Source organism: Streptomyces californicus (assembly GCF_000717645.1).
Taxonomy (GTDB): domain Bacteria; phylum Actinomycetota; class Actinomycetes; order Streptomycetales; family Streptomycetaceae; genus Streptomyces; species Streptomyces californicus.
On sequence record NZ_JNZZ01000010.1, the window covers coordinates 150,569 to 163,634 of the forward strand.

11 protein-coding genes are annotated in these 13,066 nt (G+C 69.9%); 4 read left to right on the top strand and 7 right to left on the bottom strand.

What is annotated here, in order from left to right; genetic code table 11:
- Positions 1–28 precede the first annotated feature (28 nt).
- The 5 genes from IF19_RS0115545 to trpD form a co-directional block, all read right to left on the bottom strand.
- Entirely contained in the window at positions 29–898 is an 870-nt protein-coding gene (locus IF19_RS0115545) for an arylamine N-acetyltransferase family protein (RefSeq protein ID WP_078580631.1), read from the bottom strand.
- Positions 895–2,277: an amidase family protein gene (locus IF19_RS0115550; RefSeq protein ID WP_050504513.1), complete on the bottom strand. Its 1,383-nt coding sequence runs from the start codon at positions 2,275–2,277 to the stop codon at positions 895–897. Before IF19_RS0115550 ends, IF19_RS0115545 begins: the two co-directional genes overlap by 4 nt.
- Complete coding sequence (locus IF19_RS0115555; protein WP_030112408.1) at positions 2,274–3,689, bottom strand: aspartate aminotransferase family protein; 1,416 nt, start codon at positions 3,687–3,689, stop codon at positions 2,274–2,276. The genes IF19_RS0115550 and IF19_RS0115555 overlap by 4 nt, the downstream gene beginning before the upstream one ends.
- The gene (locus IF19_RS0115560) at positions 3,686–5,152 is read right to left on the bottom strand and encodes a tryptophan 2,3-dioxygenase family protein (RefSeq protein WP_063751376.1); all 1,467 of its coding nucleotides are present in this window, start codon (positions 5,150–5,152) and stop codon (positions 3,686–3,688) included. The genes IF19_RS0115555 and IF19_RS0115560 overlap by 4 nt, the downstream gene beginning before the upstream one ends.
- A 241-nt stretch (positions 5,153–5,393) precedes the next feature.
- Positions 5,394–6,401, bottom strand: a complete 1,008-nt coding sequence (gene trpD, locus IF19_RS0115565) for an anthranilate phosphoribosyltransferase (RefSeq protein WP_030112410.1) — start codon at positions 6,399–6,401, stop codon at positions 5,394–5,396.
- Between the two features lie 433 nt (positions 6,402–6,834).
- On the opposite strand from trpD, the gene IF19_RS0115570 reads away from it, so the two are divergent.
- Positions 6,835–8,157 (top strand): pyridoxal phosphate-dependent aminotransferase, encoded by a 1,323-nt coding sequence (locus IF19_RS0115570; protein WP_030112411.1) that lies wholly within the window; start codon positions 6,835–6,837, stop codon positions 8,155–8,157.
- Between the two features lie 66 nt (positions 8,158–8,223).
- The gene (locus IF19_RS0115575) at positions 8,224–8,616 is read left to right on the top strand and encodes a carboxymuconolactone decarboxylase family protein (RefSeq protein ID WP_050504627.1); all 393 of its coding nucleotides are present in this window, start codon (positions 8,224–8,226) and stop codon (positions 8,614–8,616) included.
- A gap of 57 nt (positions 8,617–8,673) precedes the next feature.
- On the opposite strand, the gene IF19_RS1000000137665 is transcribed toward IF19_RS0115575, so the two are convergent.
- Positions 8,674–9,102: a helix-turn-helix transcriptional regulator gene (locus IF19_RS1000000137665; RefSeq protein ID WP_157851956.1), complete on the bottom strand. Its 429-nt coding sequence runs from the start codon at positions 9,100–9,102 to the stop codon at positions 8,674–8,676.
- Between the two features lie 217 nt (positions 9,103–9,319).
- Between IF19_RS1000000137665 and IF19_RS0115590 the strand changes: the two genes are divergently transcribed.
- Both IF19_RS0115590 and IF19_RS0115595 read left to right on the top strand, forming a co-directional pair.
- Entirely contained in the window at positions 9,320–11,005 is a 1,686-nt protein-coding gene (locus IF19_RS0115590; protein ID WP_030112414.1) for an alpha-keto acid decarboxylase family protein, read from the top strand.
- A 272-nt stretch (positions 11,006–11,277) separates the two neighbouring features.
- Positions 11,278–11,706 (top strand): ATP-binding protein, encoded by a 429-nt coding sequence (locus IF19_RS0115595; protein WP_032748051.1) that lies wholly within the window; start codon positions 11,278–11,280, stop codon positions 11,704–11,706.
- Positions 11,707–11,814: 108 nt separating this feature from the next.
- Here the strand turns inward: IF19_RS0115595 and IF19_RS0115600 are convergent, their stop codons facing one another.
- A complete protein-coding gene (locus IF19_RS0115600; protein ID WP_030112416.1) occupies positions 11,815–13,062 on the bottom strand; it encodes a cytochrome P450 family protein in 1,248 nt (415 codons plus the stop codon).
- Between the last annotated feature and the right edge of the window lie 4 nt (positions 13,063–13,066).

A 13,066-nucleotide genomic window follows, 5' to 3' on the forward strand; every position in this document is an offset into this window, starting at 1 on the left:
CCCGGCGTCGAAGCGTCCTGCCCCTGCGTCACGAGGTCTCCTCTCCCTCCGAGTGAGGAGGAAAGAGACGTCGCGCGAGGCCGCTGAGCCGTTCCCGGGGCAGACGGATCCCGAAGCGTGCCAGATCCGCTTCCAGCGAGGTGCGGGTCAGCCTGCGCGTCCGCTGCACGCCTCCCCGTGTCTCCAGGAAATCGAGACCCCGTACGTGCAGGCGCGTGTCGGGAGTGGTCAAGTGGAGCAACGGAGCCCTGCGCAGCATCGAGCGCGGATGGGTGGCCAGGAAGTGGTGGGCGACGACGAAGTCCATGGGCTCCTGGGGTTCGAGGGTGAAATGGTAGAGCGCTGTCCACACGTCCTCCTGGTGCATCTCGACGGTCCAGAAGGGAGACGACAGGGCACGTATGCGGAAGGTCCGGCCGAGTTGGTGGGATGTCGCGCCGTCGTGCAGGGGCAGCGGTTCGAGAAAGCCCTGGACGCCGAACCCGACGTCGCACAGCCATGTGTGAGGGCCATGTCGGACGTGCAGGGCCATGTGGGTGCGGGGCCGTGGTCCTTCGCCGCCCAGCCGCACGCGTGCGGCGATCCTGTCGACGCGGTAGCCCAGGTGTTCCAGGACACAGCCGAACAGCAGGTTGTGCTCATGGCAGCAGCCGCCTCGCGGACCACTCAGTTTGCGCAGCACCTCCGCGGGGCCGAGTCCGACCGGGACGTCGGCGACGAAGTCGAGGTTGTCGAACGGGATGGCCGCCACGTGCGCTCGGTGAAGGAGGCGCAGCCTCTCCTCAGGGGCTCCGGCACCGGGATCGCGCAGGCCGACCCGTCGTGCGTACACACGCAGGTCCACCCGCTCGTGGCCCCACGAGGACGGCGGAATGTCGTCGTACGTGCCCTGAGTCATGCGGAGCCACGCCCGGTGAGGAGGTCGGCAGCGCGCTCCGCGACATCGAGCAGCATCGTGTCCGCACTCGGAGCGGCGTCCAGGAGCAGGCCCACCGGAAGACCTGAGGCGGTGTGGCCCGCGGGGACCGTGATGGACGGGCTCCCCGTCACAGCCGCCACCGCCGTGTTGCGGATGTAGGTGAGAAACGTGGACGCCTCACCCGAGGGGCGGACCAGGGCGGCGCCCACGTCCTTACCGGGAGCCGGCAGCGTGGTCGCGGGCGCCAGCAGGACATGCGCTTCCTCCCGTCCTCTCAGAAAGTCCAGCCGACTCGCCAGGAGCCGGGCGGTGTTCAGAGCTTCCTCGTAGGCGGTCCGGTCCGGCCCACCACCTCCGAGCAGGGGCAGAACGAGATCGCGGACGTCCTCGCCCGACACCGCGCGCAGTACGTCGTCCGCCTCGGGTGCGCCGGGGTGGCGGGTGAGGTAGCCGGCGAGGGCGCAGCGGGTCTCGTGCGCGGGGACGAGGGTCGCGCTTCGCAGCACGTCGTGCCAGGAGAAACCAGGCAATGCGCGTTCGACCAGTTCCCAGCCCGCAACGCTCAGTCTTTCGCAGGCGGCCCGGCAGACGTGTTCGACCTGGGGGTCGAGGTCTTCCCAGAGAGGGGCGGGAAGCACGGCTCTGGGGACCCGGCGAAGCGGCGTGGCGGCGCGGGCGTGGGGACCGGCCAGGACGCGGTCGAGCAGGCGGGCGTCATGGACGTCGCGGGTCATCACGCCGACCGTGTCCCTGCTGGTGGAGACACGCACCACCCCGTCAGCCGGGTAGCGACCCAGGGTGGGCCGGTACCCGATGACGCCGCAGAGCGCCGCCGGGATGCGGACGGAGCCTCCGGTGTCGGTGCCCAGGCCTGCCGGTACGAGGCGCGCGGCGACGGCCGCGGCGGTTCCCGAGCTGCTGCCACCGGCCAGATGGTCCGGGGCGGAGGGGTTGAGAGAGGGCGGCCCCAGGGCGTGATGACCGGTGATGCCGTAGGCGAGTTCGTGCAGCGCGGTCTTGCCCGCCAAGGCGGCACCGGCTCGCGCACAGCGCTCCCACACCGTGCTGGAGCGCGAGGGCAGGTGCCTCCGCAGGGCCGGTGTGCCGGCCGTGGTACGGACTCCCGCCACGTCGATGTTGTCCTTCACCGCGAGGAGCACTCCGAACAGCGGATTCTCCGGCGTGACTTCGTCGAGAGCCGTGTGGAACGCCTCGCTGAGGTACGCGTTGAGGTGGGCGTGTTCACGGGTGCGGACGGCGAGGGCCTCACGGTACGCGGCGGGGCTGATACGGAGCGCCCGCAAGTGTGCGACGGCTTGTGCGAGCGTCCAGTCCGTCGGTTCGGACGGGCGCCTCACGGAGCGTCCCGATGAACGTGACCGGCGTCCTTCTCCAGTAGCTCCGGATGGTGGACGGCGATGTAGGGCCGCAGATCGTGGAGGGCGTTGCCGTAGGCGTCCACGAGTGCGTCCACGCTCTCCGGCGCGGTCGGCACGTGCTGACACAACAGTCCGTGCGGGGCGGTGAGGAATCCGGCGTTCAGGAGACTGAGGTGCAGCAACGACCTCAGCTCCGCCCTGCCTGCGCGGAGGCGGGCGGTGTCGGCCGCGTCGCGCGGGGGCGTGCTCCCGAAGTGGAAGTAGCTGAGGCCGCCCTCTCCCACCGACCTGCCCGCCACTCCCACCGAAGCGGCCGCGGCGTCCAGGCCCGCGCGCAGCCGGTCGCCCAGGAAGTCGAGGTGGGCGATCTCGTCCGTACCGAAGTGGTCGAGGGCGGCTGATCCGGCGGCCAGCGAGAGGCTGTTCCCGCCGAAGGCGCCGGCGTGGTGGACGGGGTGGGGGCGAGAGGGGTCGAAGAGGGCCATGACGTCCTCGCGTCCGCCGAAGACTCCCAGGGGCAGCCCGCCTCCGACGATCTTGCTGTGGGTGGTCAGGTCGGGAATCACGCCGTGTTTGACCTGCCAGGGGCCGAGCCGGAGGGTGGCACACTCGTCGAACACGAGCAGGGCACCCGCCTCCCGGGTGAGGCGCCGTAGCCCGGCGAGATAGCCGGGCGCCGAGGGGACACCGCCGCCGACACCGAGAACCGGCTCCACGACCACGGCGGCGATCTGTTCGCCCAGCCCACGGAGGACCGTTGCGGCTGCCGGAAGATCGTTGTACGGAATGGCGACGATGTCGCCCGCTGTCGAGAGCGCGACCCCGGCCGCCGGCCGGATCTCGGGCAATCCCGCCAAACGTGCTGGAGCGGTCCGCTGCGGGGCGAAGAAGGCGTTGACCTGTCCCCAGTCGTGGGTTCCGTGGTAGCCGCCGTCGATCTTCACGACCAGATCACGGCCGGTGTACGCGCGGGCGGTACGGACCGCCCACATGGTCGCTTCGGTACCGCTGTTGCAGTATCTGAGGCGTTCCAGGGAGGGGTTGAGGGCACGCAGGCGTTCCGCGTGTTCGTACTGGAGCGGAACCGGACCGCCCGGTGCGGTTCCGCGGGTCATTTGTCCGGTGACGGCCGCCACCAGTGCCGGATGGTTGTGACCGTGGGCCAAGGCCCCGTAGTTGGCGATCATGTCCTCGTACCAGTGCCCGTCGGCGTCCCGCACCCGTGTCCCCTCGCACTGCACGAGAAAGAGCGGGTATGGGGGGTACCACGTCATCGAACGGGTGTCGCCGCCGGGCAGCGAACGGGCTGCCCGGTGCGAAGCGGTGGCAGAGGCAGGGGTGGCGTGTTCGTAGGCTTCCCGTATTCTTCCGGCCACGTCGTGACGGTTCATCCCCGCTCCCGCTTCCGCGATGCACCCGGGCCCGGGTCGAGCGGAGACGGGGGGAAGGCGTGGTCACCACCGGTGGTGCCGCCCTCCAGACAGGAACGCGCTTCCCACAGCTCCGGAAAGGCGTGCTGGGAAGCGACGTGGCGCAGCCATGCGACACCGGTGGTGCCGCCCGTCCCCGGCTTGTACCCGATGATCCGCTCCACGGTGAGCAGGTGGAGCGACCGCCACCTGCCGAAGGCCTGGGCGAGGTCCATCAGCGACTCCGCCCAGCGCAGCAGTCCGCTGGAGACGCTCTTCTCGCGGTGGATCCTCGCCCAGGCGGCACGAATCGCCTGCGCGTCGCGGTCCGGTCCCAGAGCTCCCGCGCTCAGCAGCCCCCGTCGTACCAGAAGGCCCAGCGCGTCGTCGTAGACACTCGCATCGTGCAGTGCCCGGTACACCTCGGTCTCGACCCCGGGCACCCCCTCGTACGTCGCCGCGGTGGAAGGAGCCGCGACACCGAGCGCGAACTCCAGCTCGCGGTACTTGTACGAACCGTTGCCGGACGCGTCTCCGAGGGCATCCCGGAATGAGTGGAACTCGGCCGGCGACAGTGTGGACAACAGCCCCCAGAATTCACCGAGGAGCCGGAATCCGGCTGCGGCCCGCCGCACATGCCAGGAGGACCGGCCGAGGTCATCGGCAGCGATTCCCTCCTGAGCCGCACGCACCTCTTCCAGTACCAGCGAGAACAAGAGTTCCTTGGCCTGTCCGGCGAGATAGAAAGAGGATTCCGCTTGGTGCGCCGTACGGGGCTGGTGCAGGGCGTGGAGCAGGGTGACGCTCTGGTAGTCGATGTACGAGTTGCCGGTCGGGGCGGGAAGCCTGGGCGCTCCTTCGTACAGTGTCCGGAACTCCTGCGGAACTTTCCCGCCGTCCTCGTACCGGATTCCGAACCTCTTCCGGTACTCGGCGAACAGAAACGGGTCCGCGTGCAGGAAAAGGATGTCGTGGAAGGCCATGTGTCGGACCGCCACGAGCGGGAGCGGCGACCTGGACACCGCGAAGGAGGGATTCCAGTGCGCGGGTTCCGGGCAGGCGGGATGGAACTGCCCCACCATCAGGCCCTCGCGCACGGCCTCCCGTTTCAGACGGCGCTGTGCCCTGTCGAGCAGACGCCAGCGGTGCCGGGGGAGGTCCCTGATCAGGACCACCAGCGCGGTGAGCGGTTCTTTTCCCTCCGGAACCGGAAGGTCGCGGAAGTGCTGCATGCGGTCGCGCAAGGAGCTCACCAGTTCATCCGTGCCGTCCGCGGGTTCCGCGCGAAGGCTCTCCATCCGGATCGCCCCCGCCTCCCGAGCGGGTCCGACGAAAGGACACACCGCTCCTCCGCGCCCCAGGTCCTCATGCTCTCTGGTGAGATACTCCCTGATCCACTGCTCGGCAACGCGCTGATCCTCGGATGTCGATTCGATCATTTGCATGATGTGCCCCACACGGTATTTCCTGAAGAAGTCCCGCTTCCTTCCTACGCCTCATGCGGGGGCATGTAAATCGATTTCGATTATTCTTTTGATGCCTTGCGTCTCGTTCCGTATCAAAGGTTTTCTTTTTTCTCATGAGTCCCTGTGGCGGAAAACCGAACCACAACTGTGCCCTGGACCCACGGGGAGCCTCGTCCGGATTTCCGGTGCCGCCGGACCAGGGCTTCCGCGCCCGGGGCGTCTACCGCGACCGCGACACCCGAACCCACCGGTCGAGCACGTCGCGCGCGGTTCCGTCGTCAATGGCTTCGGCGGCGCGCGCCATCGCCCGGCCCCAGTCCTTGTGCCTGCCGGCCATCCGTAGGGCCGCCGCCGTATTGAGGAGGACGATGTCGCGACGCGGCCCTCGCTCACCGGCCAGCACTCTGCGCGTCAGGTCGGCGTTCTGTTCCGGTGTTCCACCCGTGAGTGAACCCGGTGCCGCTGCGGTGAGTCCCAGCGCGGCCGGGTCGAGCACATAGCGCCGGGTCCGGCCCTCCCTCGTCTCCGCCACCCGGGCGGGCGCCGAGGTGCTCAGCTCGTCCAGGCCGTCCTGTGGGCAGAAGACCATGACGTGGGCGGCCCCGAGGAGCTCCAGGGCGTCGGCCAGCAACTCGAACGCGTCCTCGTCGGGCACCCCGATGATCTGATACTGCGCCCGTGCGGGGTTGCAGAGGGGACCCAGCAGGTTGAACACGGTCCGGACCCTCAGTTCCCGTATCGGCCCCATGGCGTGCTTGAAGGCGGGGTGAAACACCGTGGCCGAGAGGAAGGTGATGCCCGCCTCCTCCAAGCAGCGGGCCGCCGCCCGGGGAGGCAGATCGACGTTCACTCCAAGCGCTTCGAGGACGTCGGCGCTGCCGCACCGGGAGGAGACGCTCCGACTGCCGTGTTTGGCGACGGGCACGCCGCAGGCCGCCGCGACGACGGCCGCCGTGGACGAGATATTGAAGGTGCCGTGTCCGTCGCCTCCCGTGCCACAGGTGTCGAGCACCTCGGAAGGACCTGGGAACGGCTCTGAGAACTCCCTCACTGTCCGTACGAAAGCGGTGAGTTCAGCTGCGGTGACCCCTTTTCCCGCCATCCCCATGGCGAGGCCGGCCACCTGCAGGGGCGACGCCTCGCCCCGCATCACCGACGTCATGGCGCGTCTCGCTTCCGCCTCCGGCAGATCGCGGCGGTGGGCCAGTAGGTCAAGGGCTTCCCACATGAGCGACGTCCTTTCGGTCATCGGCGGGTCTGCGGCAGAGGCCGTCATCTCCGCGTCACGCGCTCTGTCCGGCCCCCGAAAGTCTCTTTCCGGGCCGCGCGGCCCTCCATCTCGTCGTGGCGTGGGACAGTCGCGGGCGCGGCCGGCTCGTTCCAGTACTCAACGCACAGGGCTTCCGGCTGTCTGCCCGCGCGCCGGCTCGCCCACGCGCCGCCGGGTACCGCCCGTCCGGTCCGAAGGTACCGGCCGGCTTCCCACATGGAAGGCGGGAAACCGGTCAACCGGGAACTACGGCCGCTGGAACGGCGCAGCACCGATGGGACGACAGACGCCGCGCGCCCAGCCGTACCTCCGCGTGCCGACCTCTCGTCGCGGCCGTTCACGTCTCCTCACCGAGCAGGAACGCCACAGGCCCAACGGAAGGACACACGATATGAGCGTGCCGGAGACCATGGTCGGGGACGGCGACCTCTACAACCCGTACGAGGACACGGAACTGCTTCGCGAAGCGACCGCGGCCGGCAGGAAGGTGGCCGACATCATCTACCTCAGCCTGGGGGAGACCTGGAACGGGGCCGCCGAAGGGTTGGTCGCCGCCCTCGGCAGGGATGTTCCGCCGCACAGTCACGGTTACGTTCTCAGCCCGTACGGCCTTCCCACCCTCAGGCGGATGCTGCGCTCCCGCATCCCCGCCGAGCACCGGCTCCCCCCGTCGGCGCGACTGGGGGAGGAGTACGACGTGGCCGTTTCCCACGGGGGGACACGCAACGCCATGTTCCACTTCGGGCGGCTCATGGCCCAGCGGTCCCGTGGACCGATCGCCCGCCCTGCCGTGGTGTGTTCCTCACCCGGGTGGGACTACCCGGGGGTCTTCGGAGCGCTCGGCTACGACGTCCACCGGTTTCCTCTCGATCCCGGGACGGAATACCAGCCCGACCCCGGCGACGTCGCGCGCACCCTGAGGAAGGCCCGGGCCGAAACCTCGGGCCCGCTCCTCCTCGTCGTCAACGCTCAGCACAACCCGACCGGCGGCAACTGGGCCGAGGACACCGTACGCGCGATGGTCCGCGCGGCACGGGAAGTGGGGAGCGGCGTCCTCGTCGACGACGCGTACTACGCTCTGCATGACCCCGGGGTGACCCCGGTCTCCGCTCTGCGGATCCTTCTGGAGGAGTTCGGAGCTCTTCCCGCAGCGCGACGTCCACCGTGGCTGGCGGTGCGTTCCCTGAGTAAGCAGTTCCACTGCAACGGCTGGGGAATCGGTGCGCTGACGGGACCGCCGGACGTGCTGGAAGACCTGTTGGGACGGCTCCTTCCCGAATACGGCTTCGTCTCCTCCGTTCCTCTCCAGGCCGCCATGGCGGCCTGGCTCGGGAGCCCGGAGAGCGACGACTACCTGGCCCGCCAACGCGGGGAGTACGCCCTCAAACGAGTCCACATGGCCCAGCATCTCACCGGCGAACTCGGCTACCCGCAGGACGCGTTCTTCATCGGCCCGTGCGGGCCCTACCTCCTGATGCGCACACCCCCCTGGTACGGCGCCCGGACGGACGAGCCCTACCGCTCCTTCTGCTTACGCCGTAGCGGCGTTCTCCTGGGAGAGGGGCACATGACCACTCCGGGCGCGCTTCCCGTGACCGGACAGGATCACGTCCGCCTCTTCCTGGGACCGGGGACACGAACACTGACCCGGGCCGTCCAGCGCATGGCGGCTGCGGGGCTGACGTGGCAAGGCGGTCCGGCGACGGGCCGCTGACGTCCCGATCGGCCCGTACGAAGAAGCGGCCCGGTCAAGCCGGCGCCATGAACCTGAGGAGTGACGATGAACCACCCCGCGGACCGGCTCGCACGCGGTCGCGCCATGATGCACCTGATCTCCCCCCGGCTGGGCGGTGACATGACCGACGGCCTGCACGAGGTGGCCCCGGATTTCGAGGAGTTGTTGCTCGGCTTCGCCTTCGCGGACGTGTGGGCGCGGGATGTCCTGCCTCTGCGGGAACGAGCCCTCGTCAGGCTCGGAGCTCTCACGGCCCTGGGCGCTCCGGCGACCGCGACGCGCGCCAACATCGACTCGGCTCTCAGTGCAGGGCTGAGCCGGGAGGAAGTCTCCGAGGCGATCCTCCAGACACTGCCTTACGCGGGCTTTCCTCACGCGATCGCCTCACTGGAGATCCTTCGGGACTCGACGACACCGCCGTCCTGTCGCGATGCCTGATCGAGAACACGGCCCCCGAAGGAGCGCTCCGGCCTCGCTCTTCTCCGGCCCGTCGCGCTACGGAACGATCCTTCGCCCCACCATGTGCGCCATGGTCCTGCTGATCGCCTCGGACCGACCGGACACTCCGAGCTTCACGTACACCGAACGCAGCGTGTTCTTCACCGTCCGCTCGGTGACGCCGAGATCCCGCCCGATCTTCCGGTTGGTCGCACCGGTGAGCAGTGCCGCCAGTGTCAGGCTCTCCCGTTCCGTCAGACCGGACGCCCTGCACCAGTCGGTGAAACCGCCGCCCACCTGTTCGCCCACGGCCTCGCCGTCGCGTTCGATTGCCGGATGCAGCCGTCGCAACTCGTGCACGACTTGCTCATGGGCTCGTTCCAGAGCTGCCAGGCTGTCGATGACGCGCAGCAGGAGAACCAGGACCTCGCCCCTCTGGGCGCCGTCCCCGTCGTGTGCGCCGGGCTCGGGAGAAGGATGCGCCACTGATCGTCCACCACCGTCTGAAGAGCGCCCGGGGAGAATTCTCGGGAACGGTCCGGGACCTGTCTTCCTTGTTCCCCCTGCGATGGGACCGAAGCCGCCCGCCCGGTGCACCAGGAAAGCGAATACCGAATCCGTTGGCGGAGCGAACGGCTCGGGCCGGGGACAGGCGGCGGTCGAAGCCGCGCCCACAGCTCCGCACCGACCAGGAAGGACGTCCATGAACGCGACAGAATCATCCGACGCGACCATCACCGGCCATCTCCTCGACCGTCTGCACAGCCTGGGTGTGACCCACCTGTTCGGGGTGGCCGGCGACTACAACCTTCGCATGCTCGACGAGGTCCTGGCACATCCGGGCGTGCAATGGGTCGGCACAGCCGGCGAACTGGGGGCCGCCTACGCTGCTGACGGCTACGCACGCGTCCGCGGGTTCGCCGCCCTGGTCACCACGCACGGCGTCGGCGAGCTGAGCGCGATCAACGGCGTGGCGGGCAGCTATGCCGAACATGTGCCGCTGCTGCACATCGCGGTCGGTCCGCCCAGGTCGAAGGAGCGGGACGGTGCCGTCGCCCACCACACGCTGGGCGACGGAGACTACGAGCACTTCGCACGTGCTTTCCGGCAGGTGGTCTGCGCCGACGCCGTCGTCAGGCCCGAGGACGGCCCCGACGAGATCGACAGGGTCATCACAACCTGCCTACGTGAGAGCCGTCCTGGGTATCTGCGTCTGCCACAGGACGTCGCCCTCGCGAACGCTCCATCGCCCTCGGGAGCCTTGCACCGCCCGGACCGGCACGCCGCCGACCAGTACAGTCTCACCGCTTTCGTCGACGCTGCCACACGCAGGATCGAGGCGGCGGACACCGTCTCGGTTCTGGCCGACTGCTTGGTGGACCGGTTCGACGGCCGCGCGGCGCTTTCCGGCCTGCTGAGCGCCGGCTCCCTCCCGCATGCCGTCGTCGTGTCGGGCAAAGGCGTGGTCGACGAGAGCGCTCCCCACTACGTCGGTCTGTACGCGGGCGCGTGCAGCGATGGAGCAGTCCGCTCAGCCATCGACGACGCTGATCTGCTGATCCGCGCCGGAGTGCGGCTCGCCGACACGACCAGCGGCGGATTCACCCACGGCTACGATCCGGACCGGGGGATCAGCGTCGACCCGACCACCGCGAGCGTGGACGGCGTCGTCTTCCCGAACGTGGGCCTCCCGGCGGCACTGGCGGCTCTCGCCCGGCTTGTCGAAGGACGTCTGACATCCGCCGCGTCCACCACAACCGCACCCCACCTCCGCCACCGGTCGTCCTCCGGCGACAACCCGCTCAGCCAGGCGTACCTCTGGCAGGCGGTGGGCGCCGCCGTGCGACCGGACCACACGGTCATCGCCGACCAGGGAACTCCCTTGTTCGGCATCTCACCCCGTCGTCTGCCGACGGGCGCCCGTTTCCTCGCCCAACCTGTCTGGGGCTCCATCGGGTACAGCCTTCCGGCCCTCCTGGGCGCCCAACTCGCGGACCACTCACGGCGCGGACTGCTGCTCATCGGCGACGGGGCGGCGCAACTGACCATCCAAGAACTGGGGACCCTCGGCCGCCTCCGGCTCACGCCCGTGATCGTCCTCGTGAACAACGACGGATACACGGTCGAACGCGCCCTGCACAGCCCGGGAGCCGCATACAACGATATCGCTCCATGGCGATGGCCCGATCTGCCGGCCGCTTTGGGAGTGCCCGAGCCGCTCGTTCTCACCGCTCGCACGGAGGCCGAACTCGACCACTCCCTCACGACGGCCGCCGAGGTGACCGACCGCTTGATCTTCATCGAGGCCCGAACGGAGCGGGACGACACCCCCCTGCTTCTGTCCCGGTTCGCGGAGATCGCGAAGCGGCAAGCCAGGAAGGTCCAGTAGCCGTGGAGGACGTCTCGGCACCGCCGACTGACGGCTTCCGCCGCTCCCTTCGGCCATCCCGGCCCCGATGCCCGGACGAACGCACTCGGCCTCCGGCCGCTCCTCGGGTCGCCGTCCGCGTCCGTCCACGACCGCTTTCCGGTGCGCCCGGAATCCCACTCGATGGTCGCGTCGCCCGCCGGACGTCATATCCGCGTGAGCGGGTAGGAGGGCAGGGCGGAGGACGACGAGCCTCCTTCGTATTCACCGATGAACGAACGGACGGCGTCGGCGTGGCAGATTCCGAGATGAGGGCGGTGGGCTGGGCGCAGTCGTTCCCCATGTCCCAGGGGGTGCGGGCAGGCCGCCACTGGGCGCGGGCGCACCTGGACTCGCTGGAATGGGCGCGGAGAGCTCCCGATCTGGTGGATTCGGTGCTTCTGACGGTGTCCGAGCTGATCACCAACGCGCACAAGCACGCCCACAGCGACGCGCAGCTCGTCCTGACCTGGGACAGCACCTGCCTGCACGTCAGCGTTCACGACTCCAGCCCGAACCCGCCGGCCCCGGCCGACCGGGGCCCCGACGCGACCGGCGGTCGCGGCCTCACGATCGTCGAGGCCCTGTCCGACAGCTGGGAACACCATCAGCAACGGGACGGCAAGACCGTGACCGCCTGCTTCATCCCGCCCGGATACCCCGCACCGGAGCACACCGGCTGAGCCCGCCGACGAGTCGGCGGTGTGCCCGGCCACGCTCCGTACGCCGCGGCGACGAGCAGCCGGGCACGCGTCCCGCCGGAGGCCGACCGCGTACCGGGAGAGGCGCGCTCACCCCTTGAGGCGTACCGGCAGCGTGCGCACGCTGTTGCCCACGAACGACGCGTGGCGCGGCAGCTCCGGCTCCGGAACCGCGAGGTCCAGGGCCGGGAAGCGGGTGAAGAGCCGCTCCAGGGCCGTGACGCTCTCCATCCGGGCCAGCGGCGCGCCCATGCAGAAGTGCGCCCCGTGGCCCAGGGAGAGGTGGCGGGAACCGTCGGTGCGCGTGATGTCGAAGCGCGCCGCGTCCGCGCCGTGCGCCCGGGTGTCGCGGCCGGCCGCCGAGTACCCGGCGAGCACCGGGGTGCCCCGGGGGATCACCGTGCCGTCCACCGTCAGGTCCCGGGTCGGGTAGCGGAACGGGAAGTAGCTGACCGGGCTGTCCCAGCGCAGGGTCTCCTCCACCACGTCCGCCCAGCTCGCCCCGCCGGCGAGCACCAGGTCGAGCTGGTCCCGGTGGGTGCACAGGGCGCGCACGGCGTTGGTGATCAGGTTCAGCGTCGTCTCGTGCCCGGCGATGATGGTCAGCATCAGCGTGCCGATCAGCTCGTGCGGGCTGAACCGGTCGCCGCCCTCCTCCCGGGCCGCGATCATCGCGCTGGTGAGGTCGTCCCCCGGATCGGCCGTCCGCGCGGCCGCGACCGCGCTCAGCACCTCCACCATCTCCCGGTTGGCCGCCATCGCCTCGGCCGGCCCGATGTCCGTGGCCACGATCTGGTTCGAGAGGGCGTGCAGCCGGTCGTGATGGGACTCCTCCACGCCCAGCAGCTCGCAGATGACACCCATCGGCAGCGGCAGGGCGAAGTGGGTGCGCAGATCGACGACGCCGTCCTCACCGGCGGCCGTCTCCAGGCCGTCCAGCAGGCGGGACGTCAGCTCCTCCACGGAGGGGCGGAGCTCCTCGACCCGGCGGGCGGTGAACGCCTTGCTCATCAGCGACCGCAGCCGCCGGTGGTCGGCGCCGTCCGCGGTCGTCATCCCCTGCACCGTGGCGAACGTCTTCAGCGGCCAGCCGTCGGCGATCTCCCCGGCCTGGAGCGCCGCGAAGTGCTGGGCGTTCTTGGCGACATCGGGGTGCGCGAGGAACTCCTTGAGCGCTTCGTGGCCCAGCACCGCCATGCCCTGTACGTCACCGGGGAGGACCACCGGGGCGACCGCCCCGCGGGCCAGCAGCCGGGCGTTGGCCGCGTGCGGACAGCCGCCGGCCGGGTCCAGGCGGTGCGGAGAAGGAGCGGCGGCGTTCGTCGGTGACGTGTTCAACGGG

Coding starts and splice junctions, on each gene's coding strand:
- IF19_RS0115545 (WP_078580631.1), bottom strand. CDS start 898: ATGACTCAGGGCACGTACGACGACATTCCGCCGTCCTCGTGGGGCCAC.
- IF19_RS0115570 (WP_030112411.1), top strand. CDS start 6,835: ATGAGCGTGCCGGAGACCATGGTCGGGGACGGCGACCTCTACAACCCG.
- trpD (WP_030112410.1), bottom strand. CDS start 6,401: ATGTGGGAAGCCCTTGACCTACTGGCCCACCGCCGCGATCTGCCGGAG.
- IF19_RS0115555 (WP_030112408.1), bottom strand. CDS start 3,689: ATGAACCGTCACGACGTGGCCGGAAGAATACGGGAAGCCTACGAACAC.
- IF19_RS0115560 (WP_063751376.1), bottom strand. CDS start 5,152: ATGCAAATGATCGAATCGACATCCGAGGATCAGCGCGTTGCCGAGCAG.
- IF19_RS0115590 (WP_030112414.1), top strand. CDS start 9,320: ATGAACGCGACAGAATCATCCGACGCGACCATCACCGGCCATCTCCTC.
- IF19_RS0115575 (WP_050504627.1), top strand. CDS start 8,224: ATGAACCACCCCGCGGACCGGCTCGCACGCGGTCGCGCCATGATGCAC.